Here is a 23,856-nt window from a genome sequence, read left to right as displayed (position 1 = left end):
CTCAGTTGAAGGACAATGGATACTTGTATTATCAGTTATAGATATAGATGGATATATAGTAGGTGTAGTATGACTTATAGTTCCAATACCTAATGAATATTCCATAGTTTTAGGTTCATCTATATTTATTATTCCGCATTCCTTTAAATTGTGAGAAAAAATTCTAGATAAAACAGTATTAGAAATTAATTGCTTACAAGGTAATTCATATAGGCATACATTATATTTTATATCTAACATAGAATCTAAATTAGTAAAATAAGTTCTTATTTTATTTTCAATTATTTCTGCCTCTTTAATACAAGGAGATTTTAAATGAAATTTAAAGGTTTCATTAATTAGTTTATCTTGAATTTTATTATTTATATCTATGTTTAACTTATCTATATAACATTTATCACAAGAGCTTCTAACTATTTGATTTAAGCTTTGCAAATTAAATAATGAAAACTCTAAGGATCTATTATCTGTTTTATTTAAAGTATAGTCTATTTTTAGAGGTATAGAGGCCATAGAAGTTCCACTTTCTGAATTTGCGTTGTCTACGTGTGGTGCGATTATTAAATCAACGTCTTCAAATACATTTTCATGAGTCATCTTTGTTTCACTACCATTTGAGTATAATCCAGGACAACCTATTATAATTATAGTTCCATTCATTTTATTTAATATTTCTTTTAAAGCAATGCCAGCGCCTATAGAAATAGCTGCATTTGAATTATTCCCATAAATATGACCTAAAGTTTCATGCGCACTATATTTGCAGATATAACATATTTTAGGATAACCCTGTCCATAAGTAGCTTTAAAAGCAGTATTAATATCTAAAAAGTTTTCAGTTATACTAAAATCATGATTTTTTAAAATATTTATTAAGTATTTACAAGAATTATATTCATGAAATGGTTTTTCAGGGTTATTATATAAAAAACTATTTATTGAAAGAATTTCATTTTTTATAGTTGATAAATAACTTATAACATTTTGTTTCACAAGAAAATCTCCTTCCAATTTTAAAAATTTTATATTATATATAAACAATTATTATTATACCCATTAATAATATAAAGTATTAAATACAAGACCATTTTATATATGGGCAAATTAGCTTGTATATATGGCTATATTCAAGTCAATAATTAATAAGGATGAATAAGTTTATTAAAATATTACTTAGTATATAAAGCTAATTTGGGGAGGATAAAATGTGTAATTGTATAATATGTAATAAGTCAAATGATGGTATAATAGTTTATGGAAGAAAAATATGTATGGAGTGTGAAAAAAAATTATAAATACAGATCTGAACACAGATTTTTATTTATTTTATAACAAATGTATTAGAAAAAAATTAGTTAAAGGATATATAAGAAATATATTATAGTATAAAAATAAGTTTATTTATAAAAATAAGGAACTAAAAGAGGTGAATATCAATGACAAGTACGCCATTAATAGATGGTATTTTAAAATATATAAATGAAGATAATGTTCCTTTATCTATGCCAGGCCATAAATGTGGAAGGGGCTATAAAATTACTAATGAAGGATTATTGTTTTTAAATAATTTAATAAAATTTGATATAACAGAGGTTGATGGAGTTGATAATTTACATAGTCCAGAAAATATAATAAAAGAATCTTTAGAACTTCTGTCTAAATTTTATGAAAGTAAAAAATCATACTTTTTAGTAAATGGAAGTACAAGTGGTAACCTAGCTATGATATTTTCATCTTTCCAAGAGGGGGATAAGGTAATTGTCGAAAGAAATTGCCATAGATCTGTATATAATGGAATAATAATGAGAAAATTAAAGCCTATATATATAAAAAATAATATAAGTGAGATATATGATGCTCCGCTATCAATAGATATAGACAATCTTTATAAAACAATAGAAGAGAATCAAGATGCTAAAGGTATAATTTTGACATATCCTAATTATTATGGAGTATGTTATGACTTAAAGACCATAGTTAATAAAGCCAAATTATATGGTATGAAAGTAATTGTAGATTCTGCACATGGAGCACATTTTAAAGCAAATAATAGACTACCTAAGGATGCACTGGAATTAGGTTGTGATATGGTTGTTGAAAGTTCTCATAAGACTATACCAAGTTTAACACAGACAGCATTTTTGCATGTAAATGAAGGTGTAGATTTAAATGTTGTAGATTTTTATGTTTCAGCATTTTTAAGTACAAGTCCTTCATATATATTAATGGCATCTATGGAATATGGAAGATTTTTTCTTCAAAAATATGGGGAAAAATTTTATAATGAATTATTAGATTTATGTGATAAATATACTAAAAAAATAAATAAGTTAAGTATATTTCATATAATTTCAGAGAAAGATTTAGATAAAGGACTAACTTTAGATAAAACAAGGTTTATAATAAATGTAGATAAGGGATATAGTGGTCATAAGCTATTAGATTATTTAAGAGAAAAGGGTATTCAGTGTGAATTAAGCGATTGTAGAAATGTAGTTGCTATATTTTCTCCATTTAATACAGAAAAAGATTTCGAAAATCTATATAATGAATTAAAAAATTGTGATGTAACTATATTAAAAGAAAAAAATATAAAGGCTTTAGAATGTCATATACCGAATATTAAATTATATCCTTATGAAGTTCTGCATAAAAAACAAGTTCTTAAAGATTATAAAAAATGTCAAAATAAAATATGTAAAGAGGCTGTAGTTCCATATCCTCCAGGTATACCATTAATTATGCCAGGAGAGATAATAGATAAAAAATCTTTAGACATACTGCAGTATTATATAGATAATAAAGTTACTATACTAGGTTTAGAAAACAATAATATAGCTATTATAGAGGAATAGTAAACTGGAGGAATATATGAAAAAGGGATTATTAATAGCATTAGAAGGGCCAGATGGAAGTGGAAAAAGTACACAAATAAAAATGCTTTCTAATTATTTAGAAAATAAAGGATATAAAGTTTTAGTTACAAGAGAACCTGGAGGAACTAAAATAAGTGAAAATATAAGAAATATAATACTAGATAATAACAATGCAGAAATGAGTAGTGTATGTGAGGCATTACTATATGCAGCATCTAGAGCACAGCTAATAGAAGAAGTAATAAAACCAGCATTAGAAGATGGAACAATTGTTTTATGTGATAGGTTTGTATATTCTTCGATTGTTTATCAAGGAATTGCAAGAGGTATAGGGGTAAAAGAAGTGCAATGTATAAATGATATAGCTTTAAATGGCATTAAAGCAGATTTAACATTAATGATAAATGTAGAATATGAAAAAGGTTTAGAGCGAAAATGTTCACAAAGGAAACTAGATAGATTAGAAAGTTGCGGTAATGATTTTCATAAAAAAGTTTATAATGGCTATCAACAATTGGCTAAAGAATTGAATAATATAGTTACTATAGATGGAAATAATACTTTAGATTATGTGCATAATAAAATTGTTAATGAAATAGAAAGTTTTCTTAAATAATTATTTAAAATTATAAATTTATATAGTAGGTATGATAAAATCATAATAACTAGAATAAAATGGAAAACAGAAATTAATAGACTATAAAAATTCCTATATAAATTTACATTTTGGTTATTAATATAAAATTTAGATGGATATTTTTATAAAGTCTAAATAAAGGGGAGATTGTTATGAAACTAGTAATTGCAATAGTTCAAGACGATGATGCACCAGACCTTATTGATGTTATGACCGAAAATGGATTAAGAGTAACAAAACTAGCAACAACAGGTGGTTTTTTGAAAGCAGGAAACACTACATTGATGTGTGGTGTAGATGATGAAAAAGTAAATTTGGTATTATCAATAATAGAAGATATATGCAAAATAAGAAAACAAATAGTATCATCACCTTCACCAGTAGCAGGATCTACAGGAGTATATGTACCATATCCAATAGAAGTGGATATTGGAGGAGCAACTATATTTGTAGTAGATGTAGATAAATTTTTAAGGGTTTAAAATGTAAAAATAATTATTGGTTAAAATATAATATATGTTTAACAAGACAATTTTCTTTTAAACAACTTAAATTAATATGTGCAGTAAAATAAAATTTTACTGCACATTTATTTTAGGAGGAATTAGTATGAAGAATATAATAGGACATGAAGATATGATAAGTAGTTTTTATAATGCAATAGATTTAAAAACTATTTCTCATGCTCATATATTTTGGGGAGAAGATGGCATAGGAAAAAGTGTAGTATCTAAAAGTATAGCAATTAAACTAATTGGCAAAAGTGAAAATAGAGATTATGTAGATATAGTTGAATTTAAATTAAAAGCTGGAAGGTTATCTATAGGAGTTAACGAAGTAAGAGAATTGATTGAAGAAATAAATAAAAAGCCTTATGAGTCAGATAAAAAAGTAGTTATAATTCACAATGGTGATAAAATGACAACTCAAGCGCAAAATGCATTGCTTAAAACCATTGAGGAACCACCTAAAAATATATTTATAATAATATTGTGTGAGGAATTAAACAATATTTTAGAAACTATAAAGTCTCGTTGTCAAATACATAAATTTATACCATTAAAAGATGAAGAAATGTTACAATATTTACAAGTTTTTTATCCAGGATTAAAGGAAGAAAATGAAAACTTTCTTTTAGAATTTAGTAGAGGTATACCTGGAAGGGTGGATATGCTTTTAAATGATGATGAATTTAATGAAATAAGAGATAAGGTTATAAATATAATAAATACGTTAGACCATTTGGATATAGAAGATACATTTGCCTTAGAAGAGTTTTTTACAAGTAATGTGAAAAGATTTGAATATATAGTTGATATTATGATAAGTTTTTTAAGAGATGCAATAATATATAAAGAAATTGGTAATAAAGACCTTATAATAAATAAGGATAAATTCGAGGAAATAAAGATGTGCGCAAGTATGTTTTCTTTTAAACAATTAAATGATATTATTAGTATAATAAATGCTACAAGAGTTAATTTAGACAAAAATGTAAATAGCGCTTTAGCATTTAATGTTATGTTATTAAAGTTGCAGGAGGTGTAATATGGTTACTGTAATAGGTGTTAGATTTAAAAAAGCTGGGAAAATATATTATTTTAATCCTGGTGAGTTAGATATAAAATGTAGTGATTTTGTAGTTGTAGAAACAGCTAGAGGTGTAGAATTTGGTGAATGCGTTATAGGTAGAAGACAAATTTGTGAGAAAAAAATAGTTTCTCCACTTAAAGATGTAATAAGAAAGGCGACAGAAGAAGACATTTTGAAAAATAAGGAAAATAAAGAAAAAGAGGAAGAAGCTTTTAGTGTATGCATGGAAAAGATAGAAAAACATGCATTAGATATGAAACTTATAGATGTAGAATATACATTTGATAATAATAAAGTTATATTTTATTTTACTGCAGATGGAAGAGTTGATTTTAGAGAATTAGTAAAAGATTTAGCTTCTGTATTTAGAACAAGAATAGAGTTAAGACAAATAGGGGTAAGAGATGAAGCAAAGATGAAAGGTGGCTTAGGTCCATGTGGCAGACCACTTTGTTGCTCAACATTTTTAGGAGATTTTGTACCTGTATCAATAAAAATGGCTAAGGAACAAAACTTATCATTAAACCCTACAAAAATATCTGGAATATGTGGTAGATTAATGTGCTGTTTAAACTATGAACAAAAAACTTATGAGGAAACTAGAAAGAAATTACCTAAAGTAGGATCAATCGTAAGTACAGTAGATGGTGAAGGTGAAGTTATAAGCAACAGCGTAGTTAAAGAAAGCGTTAGGGTTAAAATTAAAGTTGATGGTTCAGATGATGAATTAAGAGATTTTAAAATAGAAGATATAACTTTAGTTAAAGGTAGCTATGAAGATATCATTAATGAAGTTGACATAAAAGAACTAGAGGCTGAGATAGAAGATCATGAACATGATATGATAAAAGAATTAATTAAAGAAGATTAAAAAACAGGTGTAGTTATACACCTGTTTTTATTTTAAATACTTGAATAATGAAGTATAAAATAAGCTAAAAATGCTAATGCAATTATATACATAGGCATAGAAACATCTTTATGTTCCTTTTTAAAGAGCTTCATTAAAGGATAGGTAATAAACCCAAAGGCGATACCATCAACTATACTATAAGTTAAAGGTATTAAGGCGATAATTAAAAATGCAGGTAACCCTTCTGTAAAGTTATTAAAATTAATATTTTCTATGTTTTTCATCATTAAAGCACCAATAATTATAAGTATTGGTGATATTGCTGCATCTGGTATTATTTTTATAAATGGTATGAATAGTAAAGATAGTAAAAATAATAATCCAGCTATTACAGAAGATAGTCCAGTTTTTCCACCAGCAGCAATTCCAGCTGCACCTTCAACTGTTGATACAGAGGGACTAGTACCGAATATACCACAAACTATAGTTGAAATAGAAGTAGCTTTTAATGCTGGTTTAAATTTATAATCTGCTTTCAACATTCCATTAATTTGACCATGTAAAAGTCCAATGTTTTCAAAGACTAAAACAAGAGTTAATGAGAATACTGCAATCCAAAATGAAGAATCAGATATTTTAGCAAAACTCATATTAAAAAATATTTGTTTATAACTTCCTAAATCTATTCCTGTAAAAGATAATCCACTTAAATCAACAATTCTAAAGCCAATACATATTAAAGTACCAACTATAATGCTTATTAAAAAACCTCCGGGAACATCCCTTGAAAATAAATAAAGAGTTAATACAAAAATTATTAAAAATGCTAAAACTGAAGGTGAAGTAAGATCTCCTAATGCAATTAAGGTTGTCTCATTACCTACAATAAGTCCGCTTTTTTGAAGACCTATAAAAGTAATAAATAATCCAATTCCAACAGAAATAGCTTCTTTTAATGATTGAGGTATTGCATCAGCAATTATAGTTGATAGCTTTGTAAAAGCTATAATGGAAAAAATTATTCCAGAAATAACTACTGCACCTAATGCTTCATTAAAGGATAAGCCCATAGATTTAACAATTGTATAAGTGAATAGTGCATTAATACCCATACCAGGCATTATTAACAATGGGGCATTACTTATGAAAGCTACAAGCAATGTTCCGATAAGTGAAGACAAAGCAGTAGCTATTATTAGCCCTTCAAGTGGCATGCCAGTATCACTTAATATACTAGCATTAACTATGATTATATATACTGCAGCAAAAAAAGAGGTTACGCCTGCTGTAAGTTCGCCTTTAAAACTTACATTATGCTCTTTAAGTTTAAATAAATTGTTCATTTTACGACCTCGTTTTATTTTCCCTCGCCCACCCACATCTATTAAAGATGCATTAAAATTATATCACAAAATAACTTTAAATTTATAATTTTTAATGTAATTATAAATTTAATATTATAAATTGAACTTGAATATATTATGTACACTCAGAGAATAATATAAAAGGATTAAAGTATAAAGGAGTGTTAAATAATGAAGAAAGTAGCTGTACAAAAGGGTTTAAATCCAGTAAAAAGCTTTTTAAATCAAGAAGGTTATACAGTTAGAGAATTTGATGGAGCTAAAGAAAATACATCTAAATTTTTAAATAAATTTGACGCTGTAATAATTACTGGTGAAAATGAAAACTTTATGGGTATAGAAGATACTGAAGTTAAGGCACAAATGATTAATGCAGATGGAATGACACCACAAGAAATAAAAAATCAATTAGATAATAATTAAAAAAATAAGAACACTTAGACTTATTCTAAGTGTTTTTATTTATATTTTAAAATAAAATAAATAAAAATATGGTAAAAGTGTATAAAAAAAATATTTTTGTTAATTATTTAAATAGAATTTATAATTTAGAGAGGTGTAATAAATATGAAATTAAAAAAGGGGTTAATAGCAACAACAACATGCTTAGTTGTTTTAGTAGGAGTACTAGTAACTGTAAATTTTATTGGTAAAAATGAAAAAGAAATAGTTATTAATGAATCCAAAAATGTAAAAATGGAAGAAAAGCAATCAAAAGAAAATTTACAAAAAGAAAATGAAAAGAATAAAAATAACTTAGAAAATAAGAATAATTCTAAAGCAAATGAAGAACAAAAAGAAAACAAAAAACAGGAGAAAAGTACAAGTAAAACAGAAGAAGTTAAAGAAGGAGTATACACAATTAAGAAGAATGATACTTTATATAGTATAGCTTCAGCATATATGCCAAGTTTTGATACTAAAGAAGTAATTGATACTATTGTAAAAAGAAATGATTTAAAAAATAGTACTAGTGTAATTTCAGGACAACAAATAGTTATACCTTATGAAGTAGCTTTAGAAAGTCAAAGTACAACTAAACAAAGCAGCGATAATAAAGATGTAACAGGAATGGAATATAAAATTAAAAAAGGTGATAGTCTTTATAGTATAGCTCAAGAAAAGATGCCGAATGTAGCTGTAAAAGAAGCTGTAAAAGAAATAAAAGAACATAATAACATAAAAGATGAAAATGCTATAAAAGTAGGAGACGTACTTGAAATACCATCTAAATAAAAAAAGAGCCTTACTAATAAAATTAGTAAGGCTAAATTTTTAATATTTGTACAGATGATGTATCTGCATATAGAAAATCACTATCTAAAGTTAAAAGAAAATTAATGTTATAACATTCGGCAGCGGCTAATATAGTAGCATCATTAACTGCAATATTATGAGTCATCATCAATTCTTTTGTTTTAATCATGCAAATATCATTAATATCTAGATAATTAAATTTTAATGTATGTTCTAATTGAGTATGCATATTAACAGCTGTTTTATAATATATGTTAAGCAAATTTTTTCTCAAAGCATTTTTAGATAAGTTATCAAAATATTTTTTATAGGGTATATCCACAACTTTAGAAGCTCGTTTTTCTTTTAATGATTTTCTATCATATTTATTAAAAGTAGATATAATACATTTAATATTATTTGGAGTATTAAATGGAGTAGCCTTTGTTATTTTATACTGCACATCTATCATAAATACTTTATACATAATCTGATTTAAAACCTCGCAAGAGATTATTGAAGTTATATAAAGGGTACTTTTGCCTAACATAATTTTTCTTAGAACCTCTATACACTCTGAGTGTTTTGGATCATCATCATATACTAAACTTAGTAAAAATGAAGCATCCAAAAGTATAGAGATGCTTTCATCAAAGACTACACCTTTAAAAGGATATAAAATCATTTCCATAAAATATACCTTCACTAATTATATAGTATATTTTATTCATATTAAATTAAGTGTTAACTTATTACATAATTAAGTTAAATATTTTTAGTATAATAGGACTAAGAAGAACTGTTATTAGTCCTGCGATTCCAATAGAAAGTCCACTCATGGCGCCTTCAACTTCACCCATCTCTAGTGCTTTACTTGTTCCAAGGGCATGCGCAGATGTTCCAATACCAAGACCTATAGCAACGCTATGCTTTATCTTACAAACATTACAGATAACAGGAGATAATATAGCTCCAATTATTCCAGTAATTATTATAGCTGATATTGTTATAGCAGGTATACCTCCAAGTTGTTTTGAAACTTCAACACCAATAGGTGTAGTAACTGACTTAGGTATTAATGATAATGCTATATTTCCACTTATTCCAAAAATTTTACATAATACAATTATAGAAATCATTCCAACAAAAGTTCCTACAGTTATTCCAATAAATATTGGAAGTGCATGTTTCTTCAATAATTCTATCTTTTTATATAAAGGAACTGCTAAAATTATAGTTGATGGTGTTAGAAAAAATGTTATCATGCTTGTACCATTTTGATAATCTTCAAGAGGAATCTTAAAGATTATTAGTACAGCCATTATAATAACCATAGATATTAATAATGGGTTTAATAAAACTAATTTAGTCTTTTTTTGTATATATTGTGCAAATATGTATGTAGATAGTGTTAAAAACATAACAAAAATTGGTGTTGATAATAGTTCTTTCATTATATTATTGTTCCTCCTTAATGATATTTTTCTTTTCTAATACTTTTGTAAGTAGTTGAACTGTGTAAGCAGTAACAATAAGAACTAAACTTGTAGATATAACACATACTAATAAAATTTTTATAACACTGCCTTTTAATATATCTAAACAACCTAGTATTCCAATACTTGCAGGCACAAAGAAAAATGCTAAGTTATTTAAAAGATAATTAGAAACCTCTTCGATAGCTTCCGTTTTTAAAATATTGGTTAGTAGTGCAACTAATAAAAGAAGCATACCTATTACATTACCTGGAATAGGTAAATGAAGTAATCTACTAACAGCTTCACCTAAAAATGTAATAAAAAATATAATTGCTAATTGTTTTAAGATTTTCAAATTTATCACGCTCTCTTCCGTAACATATACAGTAAATACAATACCATGTATATTCTATTACATTTTTAAATAATATACTAATGGAAATAAGAGAAGTAATTTATAATATTATAGAAATAATGTAGTTTAATTTAGAAAAAACGAATGTATTGAAACTTTAAAGAGGAATTTAGACTAATTATGCGAATAAATGATATGTAAACATTTTAATTTTGAAATTTAAAATATAAATTTAAAATTAAATTTAAATTTATTAATATTATTTTATAAATTAATAGATTTAATGTTAAAATATTTATTTTAATACTAAAATAGATATTGACTAAAAAGCATATTTTATTAAAATATGGTATGTTGTATGTATACATAATATAAAAGTATATAATGACTAATTTAAATTAGAAATGAGGCTTAAGTATGGATATTATAAAAAGTGATGAAACTTTAGATGATTTGCAGTTAAAGGGAATAAAGGTTATACAGAAAAAAGAAGGCTTTAGATTTGGTGTAGATGCAGTGATGTTAGCAAATTTTTCAAAAGTTAAGAGGAATCATAGAGTCATAGATTTGTGTACAGGAACTGGAATAATACCTTTTATAATATCTGGTAAAACAGAATGTAAAAATATATTAGGAATAGAGATTCAAAAAGAGTTTGTAGATATGGCAAATAGAACATCTAATTTAAATAACTTAAATGATAGAGTTAAATTTTTAGAAGGTGATTTAACAAATATAAATATGCTTAAAAAAATAGAAAAAGCAGATGTAATTACTGTTAATCCACCTTATAAGTTATTTAATTCAGGTATTGTAAATCCTACGGATAGATTAGCTATAGCAAGACATGAGGTTTGTTGTAATCTAGAAGATGTTATAGTAGCTGCTAGAATTTTATTAAAGGACAATGGAAGATTTTTCATGGTACATAGACCAGATAGATTGGCTGATATATTTACAGTTATGAGAAAACATAAAATTGAACCTAAAAGAGTGAGAATGGTACATCCTGTACCTAATAAAGCTCCTAATATTGTGCTAGTAGAAGGACAAAGAGATGGAGGAGCTTTTTTAAAATGGGATGACCCACTAAATGTTCATAATGCTGATGGAACATATAGCGATGAAATTATAAAGATGTACAATAGTGATAGTATTTGATTAAAAAAGCAAAGGGTGATAAAGATGAGTGGAAAATTATATTTAGTTCCTACTCCCATAGGAAATTTAAAAGATATGACATTTAGAGCTGTAGATACATTAAAAAATGCAGATATAATAGCTTGTGAAGATACAAGACAAAGCTTAAAACTACTTAATTACTTTGGAATAAAAAAATCTTTAATAAGTTATCATAAGCATAATGAAAATGGGAAAAGTGAAACTATAATAGATATGCTAAAAGAAGGTAAAAATGTAGCTATAATAAGTGATGCAGGAACTCCAGGAATATCAGATCCAGGAGAAGTTATAGTGAAAAAATGTATAGAGGAAAATTTAAGCTTTGAAGTTTTACCAGGAGCAACAGCTATAACAACAGCTTTAGTATATTCAGGACTAGATACTACTAAATTTTTATTTAGAGGTTTTTTACCAAGAGAAAACAAAGAAAGAAAGCCTATAATAGAAGATTTAAAAGATAGAACAGAAAGTTTAATATTTTATGAAGCACCTCATAGACTATTAAATACCTTAGAATTTTTATGTGAGCATTTAGGAAATAGAAAAATATCTATATGTAGAGAGCTTACTAAGTTATATGAGGAAATAATAAGGTTACCATTAGAAGATGCTATTAAATTTTATAATGAAAATTCTCCAAGAGGTGAATATGTTTTAGTGGTAGAAGGAAAAAGCAAGGAAGACATAGAAAAAGAAGAAATGTCTAAGTGGGAAGACTTATCTATTGAAGAACATATAAAATCATATATAAAGGAAGGCTTGAGTAAAAAAGATTCTATAAAACAAGTAGCCAAAGATAGAAAATTAAATAAATCAGAAGTTTACAAACATTCCATAGATATATAAAAAATTACAAAACAGTATATTTTTTATTGGATTAAATGGCTTATTGTACCATAACAATGAAGAAAACGTAAAGTTTTTGTAACAAAACAAAACAAAAAGATTGAGAAATGTTGAGTTATTGATAGGTTTAATGGTATAATTAAAAAGAAATTTTATAGGGGAGGGATCTTGATTTGAATAGAAAAATAGTAGCAATAGCTACAGCAATGGTCATTGCAACATCAAGCATGAGTAGCATAGCTATGGCAGCACCAAGTGATAGTGAAATAAATGCTAAAGCTAATGAATATAAAAGTGCTCAAGAAAAGTTAGACCAAATAAATGGACAAATTCAAAAACTAGATAACGAAATATCAAACTTAATGGTGAATATAGACGAAACTAATAGCAAAATAGAAAAGACAGAGAAAACAATAAAAGATACAGCTGCTAGTGTTGAAAAAACAGAAAAAAATATGGCTGAAGAAGAGGATCTATTTAGAGAAAGAATGAGATCTATGTACATGAATGGAATGGATACGTATGTAGAAGTTCTTTTAGACTCAAATGGATTTTCAGAATTAGTTTCTAGACTTGAGAATATAAAGCAAATAATAAATTATGATAAAGAACTAATGACAGAGTTAACTTCTAAGAAAAATGCATTACAAAAAGAAAAAGATACATTAGAAGCTAAACAACAAGAATTAGTTGCATTAAAATCAGAAAATGACCAAAAAATGAAAGAATTAGAAACTCAAAAGAGTGCTTATAATGAAAAATCTCAAGCCGCAAAAAAAGAGCAAGATAAAGCATCTGCTGAATTAGAAAAGCTAAAATCAGATAAGGAAGCATATGAGTTAGCTTTAGCACAACAACAAGAACAACAAAGAGTATCAAGAGGAGGAGAAACATCTTCTCAAGGTTCAGGAAATAATGGTGGATCATCAAACAATGGTGGAAGCTCTAATAATGGCGGAAGTTCTAACAATGGTGGATCATCAAATAACGGTGGAGGAACAGAAATACCAGCAAGTGCTACTGGACAAGCTATAGTAGATTATGCTATGCAATTCCAAGGAGTTCCTTATGTTTGGGGTGGAACTACTCCATCTGGATTTGATTGTTCTGGATTTACACAATATGTTTATGCTCATTTTGGTATAGATATAACAAGAACAACATACACTCAAATTAACCAAGGTTCACAAGTAACAGACTTAGCTCCAGGAGATTTAGTTTTCTTTAGCTATGAAGGTGGCATAGACCATGTAGGTATATATGTAGGTGGAGGACAATACATACATGCACCTCAAACAGGTGACGTTGTAAAAATATCTACATTAGGATTTGGTTATTGTGCAGCAAGAAGAATAGTATAATTTTATAGAATATAGATTATATAAATAAGAGTCATTTTAATAGTGACTCTTATTTATTATATTAAAGGATTTGGTATATTTGCTTAATTAAATTGTACTATTTAATAATAAGAATAAAGTTAAGAAAAGATTACAAAATGCAAATTAATTTGTTAATAATATGTAAATAATAAAAAGCACTAGAAATTCTAGTGCTTTTTATTATTATTCTGATTTTAACGCATTTAAGCAGTTTTTACAAATGTTTTTAGATTTATAATTTATAACGTCTCTAGCATCTCCACAGAAAATACAAGCAGGCTCATATTTTTTTAATATTATTTGCTCACCATCTACGTATATCTCTAATGCATCTTTTTCACCTATGTTTAAAGTTCTTCTTAATTCCACAGGTATAACAATTCTTCCAAGTTCATCTACTCTTCTTACAACTCCAGTTGATTTCATAATTAAGTTCCTCCCAACGTAAATATTCGACAAAAAAATCATATATATTGAAAAATCTATGTATATTTAGCAGAGAATGTCGATAACATATTATTATAAAGTTACAAAATTTCTACTAAATTCCATCTATAGTTAATATACTACCATATTATACAAATGTCAATATGCTTTCAAATGAAAAATATAAATATTTGAATTAGTAAAAACATTGGTATATAGGCATTTAAAGAGTTTATTATTAATTCTAATTGAAAGTAAAGAATAAATAAATGTAAAAAATAAAAACAAATGTAATAAGATGTATATTTACGTGAAAAATGTCGAAAAGAAAAGAATAATAGAGAAAGAATAAGATTAATAAAACAAGAAAATCCTTAAAAAAATAAAAATTTATAAAAAATAAAAAATAAAAATATTATGTAAATATTAATTTAAGTTATAGGAATTTAAAGTAAATTATTTTATTAAAATAAATATAAAAAAACTAATAATAATTATTTAAGAATTGAATATATTTATCATAGAAAGGTTAAGTGAAATTTATTTTTAATCAATAATAAATTAATCGTCTTTTATTAAAATAAATTAATATATAAGTAATAAGATTATAATAGAATTTTAAGTATACTTTATTATTTAGTTTATCTTGTTATATTTTGATTTTAAATATAAAACATCATTGTACATAAGTAAAATAAAATATTGAAAAGGTAAATTAAAAAAGTCAACCTTAATTATATGAAATGTTATAGAATGTATTTAATTTATTCGACAAAATCAAAATTTATATCATAATATGAAGTATAATGCTATGTATAATATATAGAAAAGACAATTTATACAATAAATTGACGGAGGAATTTCAATTATTTCCACAAAAAAATAACAACTTATACACAGGCATATTGTGGATAATGTGGATTAAAAAGCAACTTTTTCCACATGCGTTTTACAAAGTCTTGGATAATGGCTTAGATATTAGAAAAGTTATCAACATATTTTGTTGATAACTTGTTAAGAATAGTGGATAAGTATGTAAATAACTATAAATCAATTAAACAGTAAATAAATAATGAAATAAATTATTTCCTAGGATTCAATTTGTAAAAAAATGTAGTAAATTAAAATATTAATACTAAAGTCATAAGTATACAAGTTATAACCTTAATTCATTCAAAAACTAAAAAATAATTTAATACAAAATACAGTATTAAATTTAAAATTATGGAAGTTCCATATTTAGTGGTTGAAAATAATTTGTAATAAGTTTAGTTATAACATATAATATGATTACAAAGTGGAAAGTAAACAAAATAGAGGTGATAAAATGGAATATGATAACAAAAGAATTGGCGAATCAATTGTAAAAGATGTTTTAGATAAAATCTCAAAACTATCTGAAGAAGTTTCAGAAAAAAGCATTATATCATATGAGGATTTACCACAATATGATTTGTTTTTATCACAAGTTAAAGATTATCTTAATGATCAATTTGATGATGATAATTTTACTAATAATATACTACAAAATTATATAAAAAGTGAAGTTATTTCAAAGCCTGAAGATGGAAAAAAGAGGGGATATACTAAACTGCATTTAATACAACTTGTACTTTTGAGTTATATGAGACCAATACTTACAACAGAAGAGATAAGAAGTGTATTTAGACTTGCATTTAATGAGATTAACGATAGAGAAGATGACATATTATCATGGGAAGAGACATATAAGGTTTTTTCTGATATGCAAAAAAATAGTTTTAGCAATCTATTAATAAATGATAGATTTGGAGATAAAGGACAGTTGATTTCATATTTTAAAGATAAGGAATTTAAAGAAGATGAATATGAAAGAATTATAATATTTTTAATAGTAATGACATTGGTAGCAGAAGCAAGTACTATTAAAAAGTTAATTAGAAAAATTGTAAATGAATATACAGAATAATCTATAGTTATGGATAAAAACAGCTTTTATAAAACAAACTAAAAGAAGGTAAAAAAGTTTTATAGGAGTTGTAATTATGAATAATGAAAAATTGATTATTAAAAATAATATAAATGAATCTATTGATGATATAATGAATAGTTTAAAAAAATATCAGAGCTAGAATTTAAAAATCCACAAATTATTGAACTAGATAAATATTTTTTCCATAACAAAAATTTTTTGATAAATTTTCAAAAATCTATTGGTGGGAAAGAGCACCATGTTTACTCAGGTGGCCTTGCAAAACATACCTTAGATGTTATGGAAATTACAAGAAATTTATGTTATAGGTATGATTGCAGTCATAAAGAGATTGCTATATTATCGGCAAAGTTGCATGACATAGGTAAAATTTATGAGTATAACCAAGACTTTAGTACAACTCTTCGCGGTGAAATGGAAGGTCATATAGTAATAGGTATGAATATGATAGAAGAAGCCTTAAATTCAAAAACAGAATTTTATGATGAAGATTTAAAATGTAGAATAAGAGGGTGCATTGTTCAACATCACGGAGAAGTTAAATATGGTTCTCCTAAATCGCCAAATAGTCAAGAAGCCTACATAGTTCATCATGCAGACTATTTAGATTGTATAATGAATAAAATAAAAACAATAAAAGCTGATACACAAATAGGTAATTGGACTGAATTTAATGAAAAAATGAGATGTAAATTATATGTTTAAATTTAAAATAAAAGCTTTTGCTGTTTAGCAAAAGCTTTTAAAATTAACAACTACTTTGAGGTATATTTTTAGCTATAACTTTAAAAGTTTCGCCAAAAAGAGTTCTTGAATAAGATACAACACAATCTTTAAAAATTTCAGCTTCATCATTATCAACAATAAAGTTAATTCCATCAACAACTTGCGCTATATCATTTTCAGTCTGTTCATCCAGAACAGCACCTAATGTAGGGCCACCTCAGCCAAAACCTTTTATCATTAATCTAAATGATTTATTATCATTTTTTTCAAGTTTTTTTAATAAAGCAGCTTTTGTTTTATCATCAAAAGAAATTTTCATGAAATTTTCCTCCTTGTATTTTAATATTGGTTATATTATTGGTTATATTTTTAGTGTGCCAAAATATAAAGAAAAAACTTTATAAAATTTTTGGCAGTGTTTCCTTTAAGTATTTTAATTATAGCACAATTCAATCTATATATCTATATATTAAAATATACAAATTTTAGAAAAAGGTGAATATTTATTATTAAATTTAAATAAAATATATTGACAATTAGTTAAAGGTTATATATAGTTATTTTAAAGATAATAACTTTATGTCCTTTTAAATTTGATCCAGAGAGATCAGAAAGGGAAGAAAATAATATAGCTATATAAGTGTAGCTAAAATTAGCTATAGTTATATAGTTGTAATTAAAATGCTTTCCTTTGGGAAAGCATTTTTTATTGCAAAAAATACCCTTTAAATTAACCCAGTGAGGTAAAAAGGAGATGTTTTATATGTTAAAAGGAAGAAATTTAATAGAACCAATGGATTTCACATTAGAAGAATTAGAACAAATATTTTTATTGGCAGATGAAATAATAAAAAATCCCACTCAATATGCCAAAATGTGTGATGGAAAAATACTTGCAACATTATTCTTTGAACCAAGTACAAGGACAAGGTTTAGTTTTGAAGCAGCTATGCTTAGATTAGGTGGTAATGTTATAGGTTTTTCAGAAGCAAACTCAAGCTCAGTTGCAAAGGGCGAAAGCATTTCAGATACTATAAGAACTGTTTCTTGTTATGCCGATATTGCTGTTATGAGACACCCAAAAGAAGGAGCAGCACTAGTAGCATCAGAAAGTTCACATATACCAGTTGTTAATGCTGGAGATGGCGGACATCAACATCCAACACAAACACTTACAGATTTATTAACTATAAGAAGAGTTAAGGGAAGACTAAAGAACTTAACTATAGGATGTTGTGGAGATTTAAGATTTGGAAGAACAGTTCACTCATTAATAAAGGCATTATCAAGATATGAAGGAAACAAATTTATATTAATATCCCCACAAGAGTTAAAAGTACCAGAATATATAATAAGAATTTTAAAAGAAAAAAATATAGAATTTAAACAAGTAGAAAAAATGGAAGAAGTAATAGATGAGTTAGATATTCTTTATATGACAAGAGTACAAAAAGAAAGATTTTTTAACGAAGAAGATTATGTAAGGTTAAAAGATTCTTATATACTATGTAATGAAAAAATGAATTTAGCTAAAGAAGATATGATAGTGCTTCATCCATTACCAAGAGTGAATGAGATAGCATATGAAGTTGATGATGATCCAAGGGCAGTTTATTTTAAACAGGCCAAATACGGTATGTTTGTAAGAATGGCTTTAATATGCAAACTTTTAGGATTAGCGTAATTAAAAGATGAGGGGGATTTTCTATGTTAACAATAAATAGTATAAAAAATGGAATTGTTATAGACCATATAGAATCTGGAAGAGGAATGAAAATATTTAATTATTTAGGATTAGATAGAGCACAATATCAAGTTGCTTTAATTATGAATGCACATAGTGAAAAGTTGGGGCGAAAAGATATTATAAAGATAGAAAATGTTATGAAACTAGATTATACAGTTTTAGGATTAATAGATAGAGGTATAACTGTAGATATAATAAAAGATGAAAAAATAGTAGAAAAAATAGACTTAACCCTTCCTAAAAAAGTTGAAGGAATCATTAAGTGTAAAAATCCTCGTTGTATAACGTCAATAGAACCGTATATAACTCATACACATTATTTATTCAATGAAGAGAAAAAAGAATATAGATGTAAATACTGTGATGAGATTATAAAAGTAAAGGAAATACGTTATAACTAAGGAGGGTTAAATTTGTGGAATTATTAATTAAAAATGCAAAAGTTGTAGACTGTTACGGAAGTTATTTAAGTGATGTTTATATAAAGGATGGCATTATAAATAAAATTGGTAGAAACTTAAGAAAATCTTGTAAAACTATAGATGCAAAAGGTTATGTCCTTATGCCATCTTTTGTAGATTTACATGTACATTTTAGAGAGCCAGGATTTACCTATAAAGAAGATATAGAATCAGGTTCAAAGGCTGCAGTTAGAGGTGGATATACAATGGTAAATCTAATGGCAAATACAAATCCTGTATGCAGTTCTATGGAGACGGTAAATTATGTTAGAGGTAAGGCGAATCAAATAGGTTTAATAGATGTACATCAAACAGTTTCTATTACTAATAGTTTTGATGGTAAAGATATAAGTCATTTGGATAGGATAGATAATTCCATAAAAATTATATCAGAAGACGGAAAAGATGTAATGAATAGCAAAATTATGTTAGATGCTATGGTTAAAGCTAAAGAAAAAAATTTAATACTTATGTGTCACTGCGAAGAAGAAAATCTATCAAAATATGATATGAGAATAGCGGAAAATATAATGACTTTACGTAATTTAGAATTCGCAAAGATAACAGGCGCTACTGTTCATATAGCACATGTAAGTACTAAGGAAGCTATGAAATACATTATAAGATATAAAGATGAAGGGATAAAAGTTACTTGTGAAGTTGCACCACATCATTTGTTTTTAGGAAATGAATGTGACTATAAAGTAAATCCACCAATAAGAAAAAAAGAAGATGTAGAATTTTTAATTAAAGCTATAGAAGATGGGTATGTAGATGCTATAGCGACAGATCATGCACCACATAGTAAAGAGGATAAGGAAGGTGGAGCACCAGGTATATCTGGAATAGAAACAGCATTTAGTTTGTGTTATACAAAACTAGTAAAAGAAAACGGAATATCTTTAGAAAAATTAAGTGAAATTATGAGTAAAAAACCTAGTGAAATATTAGATGTTAAAAAAGGAAAAATTGAAATTGGATATGAAGGTGACTTGGTTTTAATAGATTTAGAAGCTAAATATGATATAGATTCAAAAAAATTTTATTCAAAGGGAAAAAATACACCATTAAATGGTGTAAAGGTATATGGAGATATAATAAAAACCATAAAAAATGGTGAAATAGTTTATTCAAATAATAAATATGAAATTTAGATACTTAAATCTAGAATGAGAGGGCGTTTAATGATAATAGATAAATTATTTAATACAGTTAAAGAAAAAGGACATGTATGTTTAGGTCTGGATACAGACCTAAAATACATACCTAATGATTTTTTAAATAAATTTTCATCAATATCAGAAGGTATATTTCAATTTAATAAAAGTATTATAGATGCTACTTTAGATGTTGTAGCTTGTTATAAACCTCAAATAGCATATTACGAAGCATTAGGATTAGAAGGACTTATAGCGTATAAAAAGACTATAGAATATATAAAGAAAAAAGGCGGAATTGCTATAGGAGATATAAAAAGAGGGGATATAGCAAAAACAGCTGAAATGTATGCAAAAGCACACTTTGAGGGAGATTTTGAGGTTGACTTTATAACATTAAATCCATATATGGGCTTAGATACTATAGAGCCATATATACCATATATTAAAAAAGGTGAAAAAGGAATTTTTGTATTAATAAGAACATCTAATAAAGGGGCAAAAGATATACAGTATATAGATACATTAGATAATGAAAAGGTATATTCAAAAGTTGGACATAAGCTTAACAAAATAGGAGAAAAGTTCTTAGGACAGTGTGGATATAGTTCTATAGGTGGAGTTATAGGATGTACTCATACAGAAGAAGGAATTATGTTAAGAAAAAAATTAAATAGTACATTTTTCTTAATACCTGGATATGGAGCACAAGGTGGAACGGCAGAAGATGTAGCTATGTATTTAAAAGATGGAAATGGTGGAGTAGTTAACTCATCAAGAGGTATACTTCTTGCATATAAAAAACATGAAGACGGTGAAAAATATTTTGATAAATATGCAAGGGAAGAAGTCATAAGAATGAGAGATGAAATAAAGTTAGCTATAAAAAACAATACAAGAGGGTAAGGGGTAAGTTTTTTCAAATCTTATATATGAGGATGGTTTTATGAATTTAAATAAAGAATTTACAATGAATAGAGTGTTAGAAAATAAAGAGGTTTCAACGGGAATCTATAAGATAAAAGTATCAGGAAAATTCAAAGCGAACCCAGGTCAGTTTTATATGATAAGATGCTGGGAAGACGAGCCAGTTTTATCAAGACCTATAAGTGTTCATAACGTTGGAAAAAATGGAGACTATATTGAGTTTTTATATGCAGTTGTTGGCAAAGGTACAGAATTAATAAGCAAGTTAAATCAAGGTGATGAAATTAAAACAATGGGACCACTAGGAAACGGATTTAATGTAGAAGAAGTTAAAGGAAAAAAGATTGCAATAGTAGCAGGGGGAATAGGTATAGCTCCAATGAAATATCTTTTAAGTTTATTAAAAGAAGAAAATATAGATTTATATGCAGGGTTTAAAGACTTAACATATGCAATTGAAGATATGAAAAATATTATTAAAAAAATATATGTATCAACAGAAGATGGAAGTTGTGGTCATAAGGGTTATATAACAGATATATTAAACACAAATAAATATGACTTAGTATTATGTTGTGGGCCAGAAGTTATGATGAATAAGGTAGTAAAAATGTGCAAAGAAACAAACACAAAGGTCTATATATCAGAAGAAAAAAAGATGGCCTGTGGAATAGGAGCTTGTTTAGTGTGTACTTGTAAAACTAAACAAGGAAATAAAAGAACTTGTAAAGATGGACCAGTATTTTGTGGTGATGATATAGAAATTTAATAAAAATATATAGGGCTTTGAAGATTAGTACATGAGGTGATGATTAATGATGAACGTGAATATATGTGGAGTTGAACTGAAAAATCCAGTAATAGCTGCATCAGGTACATTTGGTTTTGGACAAGAATATAATGAGTTCTTTCCAGTTTCTAAACTTGGTGGAATAAGCTCTAAAGGATTGACTATAAACCCTAAGGATGGTAATGATGGAGTAAGGATGCAAGAAACTCCATCTGGAATGTTAAATAGCGTTGGACTTCAAAATCCAGGCGTAGATAAATTTATAGAAAAAGAACTGAAAAATATGGAAGAGTTAAATACAGTAATAATTGCAAATTTAGGTGGGGGTTCTATAGAAGAATACATTAAAGGTGTTAAAAAATTAAACTGTAGTAGTGTAGATATGATAGAACTTAATATATCCTGTCCTAATGTAAAAACTGGTGGAATGGCATTAGGGATTAAATCATCTATAGCATATGATGTAGTTAAAGAAGTAAAAAAATATTGCAGTAAACCACTTATAGTAAAATTATCACCTAATGCTGAAAACATTCAGGAGATGGCAATAAGCTGTTGTAAAGCAGGAGCAGATGCACTATCATTAGTCAATACTTTTAAAGGCATGGCAATTGATATATATAATCAAAGACCTGTCTTTGAAAATATATATGCAGGACTTTCAGGTCCAGCGATAAAACCTATAGCCCTTAGAATGGTGAATGAAGTAAGTAAAGTAGTAGATATTCCTATAATAGGATTAGGTGGGATAAAAACATGGCAAGATGCTATTGAATTTATAATGGCAGGAGCTTCGGCAATACAAGTAGGAACTGCTAACTTTATAAAACCAGATATTATGCTAGATATTATAAATGGGATGGAAAATTTTTTAAAAGAGAGAAACATAAAAAATATAAATGATATAAGAGGAATAATATAAGGCATAATAAAATAAATTTGACTTGGAGGAATTATAATGGAAAAAATGATTATAGATATATTAAAAGAAACTAATGCATTATTAGAAGGACATTTTTTATTATCATCAGGTAGACATAGTAACAAATACTGTCAATGTGCTAGACTACTTCAATATCCAGATAAAGCAGAAAAAATTTTAAAAGTTGTTGTAGATAAAATAAAGGATATAGATTTTGATATTGTTGTAGGACCAGCTATGGGTGGTGTTATAGTTGCCTATGAAGTAGCAAGACAGTTAAAAAAACCAGGGATATTCACAGAAAGAAGAGATGGAGTTATGACTTTATCTAGATTTGAAATAGAAAAAGGAACTAAGGTAATGATATCAGAGGATGTTGTAACTACAGGAAAATCAACTATGGAAGTGTGTAGATTATTAGAAAATTTAGGTGCGGAAGTTGTTGGGGTCTGCTCAATTGTTGATAGAAGAGGCGATGTATCGGAACTTAAATTACCATTATATAGTGCTATAAAACTAAATGTAGAAAACTTTGAAAAAGAAGAATGTCCACTATGTAAAGAAGGTATTCCATATGTAAAACCAGGTAGTAGAAACATTAAATAGCTTTAAAAGTAAGAAAAATTTATTCAAAATTAAAGTTTAAATAAAGGTTATAAGATATATATTTATAAATCATATCTTATAACCTTTTAATTTTAAAGGTCTAAAAATGTAATAAATAAAATGCAAATAAAAATTTACAAAAAATATACATTTACATAAAAATTCAAATATATTGTATATTCCATTACTAGTAATTAAAAAAATATATAATATGTATTCTATAATTTAAAAATATCTTGTTAAGGTATAATATTAAAAGGAAGAAAATAGATTAGTTTATTAATTTATTTTTTAAATAATATTATTATATTGTAATATAA

Annotated in this window: 26 protein-coding genes; 20 read left to right on the top strand and 6 right to left on the bottom strand. The window is 26.4% G+C overall.

Annotation, left to right across the window (positions count from 1 at the left end):
* Positions 1–993, bottom strand: a 993-nt coding sequence (locus tag CSGHG_RS08165) for a zinc-binding metallopeptidase family protein (protein ID WP_010294006.1), incomplete at its 3' end; no start/stop codon positions are given.
* Positions 994–1,205: 212 nt separating this feature from the next.
* On the opposite strand from CSGHG_RS08165, the gene CSGHG_RS24855 reads away from it, so the two are divergent.
* The 6 genes from CSGHG_RS24855 to CSGHG_RS08135 all read left to right on the top strand — a co-directional run bounded on the left by CSGHG_RS24855 (position 1,206) and on the right by CSGHG_RS08135 (position 5,977).
* The gene (locus CSGHG_RS24855; protein ID WP_081496261.1) at positions 1,206–1,295 is read left to right on the top strand and encodes a sigma factor G inhibitor Gin; all 90 of its coding nucleotides are present in this window, start codon (positions 1,206–1,208) and stop codon (positions 1,293–1,295) included.
* Between the two features lie 141 nt (positions 1,296–1,436).
* Positions 1,437–2,855 carry an aminotransferase class I/II-fold pyridoxal phosphate-dependent enzyme gene (locus CSGHG_RS08155; RefSeq protein ID WP_010294004.1) on the top strand — a complete coding sequence of 473 codons (1,419 nt, stop codon included), beginning with the start codon at positions 1,437–1,439 and terminating at the stop codon, positions 2,853–2,855.
* Positions 2,856–2,871: 16 nt separating this feature from the next.
* Complete coding sequence (gene tmk / locus CSGHG_RS08150; protein WP_010294003.1) at positions 2,872–3,492, top strand: dTMP kinase; 621 nt, start codon at positions 2,872–2,874, stop codon at positions 3,490–3,492.
* A gap of 173 nt (positions 3,493–3,665) precedes the next feature.
* Positions 3,666–3,995, top strand: coding sequence for a cyclic-di-AMP receptor (locus CSGHG_RS08145; protein WP_010294002.1), 330 nt, complete (start codon positions 3,666–3,668; stop codon positions 3,993–3,995).
* 127 nt (positions 3,996–4,122) lie between these two features.
* Positions 4,123–5,061, top strand: a complete 939-nt coding sequence (locus tag CSGHG_RS08140) for a DNA polymerase III subunit delta' (protein WP_010294001.1) — start codon at positions 4,123–4,125, stop codon at positions 5,059–5,061.
* Between the two features lies 1 nt (position 5,062).
* The gene (locus CSGHG_RS08135) at positions 5,063–5,977 is read left to right on the top strand and encodes a PSP1 domain-containing protein (protein WP_010294000.1); all 915 of its coding nucleotides are present in this window, start codon (positions 5,063–5,065) and stop codon (positions 5,975–5,977) included.
* A 32-nt stretch (positions 5,978–6,009) separates the two neighbouring features.
* Here the strand turns inward: CSGHG_RS08135 and CSGHG_RS08130 are convergent, their stop codons facing one another.
* Complete coding sequence (locus CSGHG_RS08130; RefSeq protein WP_010293999.1) at positions 6,010–7,302, bottom strand: NCS2 family permease; 1,293 nt, start codon at positions 7,300–7,302, stop codon at positions 6,010–6,012.
* Positions 7,303–7,494: 192 nt separating this feature from the next.
* On the opposite strand from CSGHG_RS08130, the gene CSGHG_RS08125 reads away from it, so the two are divergent.
* Both CSGHG_RS08125 and CSGHG_RS21835 read left to right on the top strand, forming a co-directional pair.
* Complete coding sequence (locus CSGHG_RS08125; protein ID WP_010293997.1) at positions 7,495–7,746, top strand: YkuS family protein; 252 nt, start codon at positions 7,495–7,497, stop codon at positions 7,744–7,746.
* Positions 7,747–7,890: 144 nt separating this feature from the next.
* Positions 7,891–8,559 (top strand): LysM peptidoglycan-binding domain-containing protein, encoded by a 669-nt coding sequence (locus CSGHG_RS21835; protein WP_010293995.1) that lies wholly within the window; start codon positions 7,891–7,893, stop codon positions 8,557–8,559.
* Positions 8,560–8,590: 31 nt separating this feature from the next.
* Here CSGHG_RS21835 and CSGHG_RS08115 read toward each other — a convergent pair whose 3' ends face one another.
* The 3 genes from CSGHG_RS08115 to CSGHG_RS08105 all read right to left on the bottom strand — a co-directional run bounded on the left by CSGHG_RS08115 (position 8,591) and on the right by CSGHG_RS08105 (position 10,401).
* Positions 8,591–9,250 carry a type II toxin-antitoxin system VapC family toxin gene (locus CSGHG_RS08115; RefSeq protein WP_010293993.1) on the bottom strand — a complete coding sequence of 220 codons (660 nt, stop codon included), beginning with the start codon at positions 9,248–9,250 and terminating at the stop codon, positions 8,591–8,593.
* 61 nt (positions 9,251–9,311) lie between these two features.
* Entirely contained in the window at positions 9,312–10,013 is a 702-nt protein-coding gene (locus CSGHG_RS08110; protein ID WP_010293992.1) for an LrgB family protein, read from the bottom strand.
* Between the two features lie 4 nt (positions 10,014–10,017).
* Positions 10,018–10,401 (bottom strand): CidA/LrgA family protein, encoded by a 384-nt coding sequence (locus CSGHG_RS08105; protein WP_235700111.1) that lies wholly within the window; start codon positions 10,399–10,401, stop codon positions 10,018–10,020.
* Between the two features lie 408 nt (positions 10,402–10,809).
* On the opposite strand from CSGHG_RS08105, the gene CSGHG_RS08100 reads away from it, so the two are divergent.
* The 3 genes from CSGHG_RS08100 (at position 10,810) to CSGHG_RS08090 (ending at position 13,781) form a co-directional block, all read left to right on the top strand.
* Positions 10,810–11,553, top strand: coding sequence for a tRNA1(Val) (adenine(37)-N6)-methyltransferase (locus CSGHG_RS08100; RefSeq protein ID WP_010293990.1), 744 nt, complete (start codon positions 10,810–10,812; stop codon positions 11,551–11,553).
* 24 nt (positions 11,554–11,577) lie between these two features.
* On the top strand, positions 11,578–12,420 hold the full coding sequence (gene rsmI, locus CSGHG_RS08095) for a 16S rRNA (cytidine(1402)-2'-O)-methyltransferase (RefSeq protein WP_010293989.1): 843 nt from the start codon (positions 11,578–11,580) through the stop codon (positions 12,418–12,420).
* Positions 12,421–12,593: 173 nt separating this feature from the next.
* Entirely contained in the window at positions 12,594–13,781 is a 1,188-nt protein-coding gene (locus CSGHG_RS08090; RefSeq protein ID WP_010293988.1) for a C40 family peptidase, read from the top strand.
* Positions 13,782–13,985: 204 nt separating this feature from the next.
* Here CSGHG_RS08090 and CSGHG_RS08085 read toward each other — a convergent pair whose 3' ends face one another.
* Positions 13,986–14,228, bottom strand: a complete 243-nt coding sequence (locus CSGHG_RS08085) for an AbrB/MazE/SpoVT family DNA-binding domain-containing protein (RefSeq protein WP_010293985.1) — start codon at positions 14,226–14,228, stop codon at positions 13,986–13,988.
* Between the two features lie 1,327 nt (positions 14,229–15,555).
* Between CSGHG_RS08085 and CSGHG_RS08080 the strand changes: the two genes are divergently transcribed.
* The 9 genes from CSGHG_RS08080 (at position 15,556) to pyrE (ending at position 23,536) form a co-directional block, all read left to right on the top strand.
* Positions 15,556–16,176: a DUF1836 domain-containing protein gene (locus tag CSGHG_RS08080; protein ID WP_010293983.1), complete on the top strand. Its 621-nt coding sequence runs from the start codon at positions 15,556–15,558 to the stop codon at positions 16,174–16,176.
* A 222-nt stretch (positions 16,177–16,398) separates the two neighbouring features.
* Positions 16,399–16,905, top strand: a complete 507-nt coding sequence (locus CSGHG_RS20215; RefSeq protein ID WP_010293982.1) for an HD domain-containing protein — start codon at positions 16,399–16,401, stop codon at positions 16,903–16,905.
* A gap of 784 nt (positions 16,906–17,689) precedes the next feature.
* Positions 17,690–18,610 (top strand): aspartate carbamoyltransferase, encoded by a 921-nt coding sequence (pyrB, locus tag CSGHG_RS08060; RefSeq protein ID WP_010293980.1) that lies wholly within the window; start codon positions 17,690–17,692, stop codon positions 18,608–18,610.
* A 23-nt stretch (positions 18,611–18,633) separates the two neighbouring features.
* Positions 18,634–19,074: an aspartate carbamoyltransferase regulatory subunit gene (locus CSGHG_RS08055; protein WP_010293976.1), complete on the top strand. Its 441-nt coding sequence runs from the start codon at positions 18,634–18,636 to the stop codon at positions 19,072–19,074.
* Positions 19,075–19,088: 14 nt separating this feature from the next.
* Positions 19,089–20,288 (top strand): dihydroorotase, encoded by a 1,200-nt coding sequence (locus tag CSGHG_RS08050; protein ID WP_010293975.1) that lies wholly within the window; start codon positions 19,089–19,091, stop codon positions 20,286–20,288.
* A 30-nt stretch (positions 20,289–20,318) separates the two neighbouring features.
* Entirely contained in the window at positions 20,319–21,197 is an 879-nt protein-coding gene (gene pyrF / locus CSGHG_RS08045; RefSeq protein WP_010293974.1) for an orotidine-5'-phosphate decarboxylase, read from the top strand.
* 40 nt (positions 21,198–21,237) lie between these two features.
* On the top strand, positions 21,238–21,987 hold the full coding sequence (locus tag CSGHG_RS08040) for a dihydroorotate dehydrogenase electron transfer subunit (protein ID WP_010293973.1): 750 nt from the start codon (positions 21,238–21,240) through the stop codon (positions 21,985–21,987).
* 46 nt (positions 21,988–22,033) lie between these two features.
* Positions 22,034–22,930 carry a dihydroorotate dehydrogenase gene (locus CSGHG_RS08035; RefSeq protein WP_010293972.1) on the top strand — a complete coding sequence of 299 codons (897 nt, stop codon included), beginning with the start codon at positions 22,034–22,036 and terminating at the stop codon, positions 22,928–22,930.
* 36 nt (positions 22,931–22,966) lie between these two features.
* The gene (gene pyrE / locus CSGHG_RS08030; protein ID WP_010293969.1) at positions 22,967–23,536 is read left to right on the top strand and encodes an orotate phosphoribosyltransferase; all 570 of its coding nucleotides are present in this window, start codon (positions 22,967–22,969) and stop codon (positions 23,534–23,536) included.
* Positions 23,537–23,856: the final 320 nt, after the last annotated feature.

Source organism: Clostridium senegalense JC122 (assembly GCF_000285575.1).
Lineage (GTDB): Bacteria > Bacillota > Clostridia > Clostridiales > Clostridiaceae > Clostridium_J > Clostridium_J senegalense.
The sequence above is the reverse complement of the archived record's forward strand: the minus strand, read 5'-3'. Positions and strand labels throughout refer to the sequence as shown.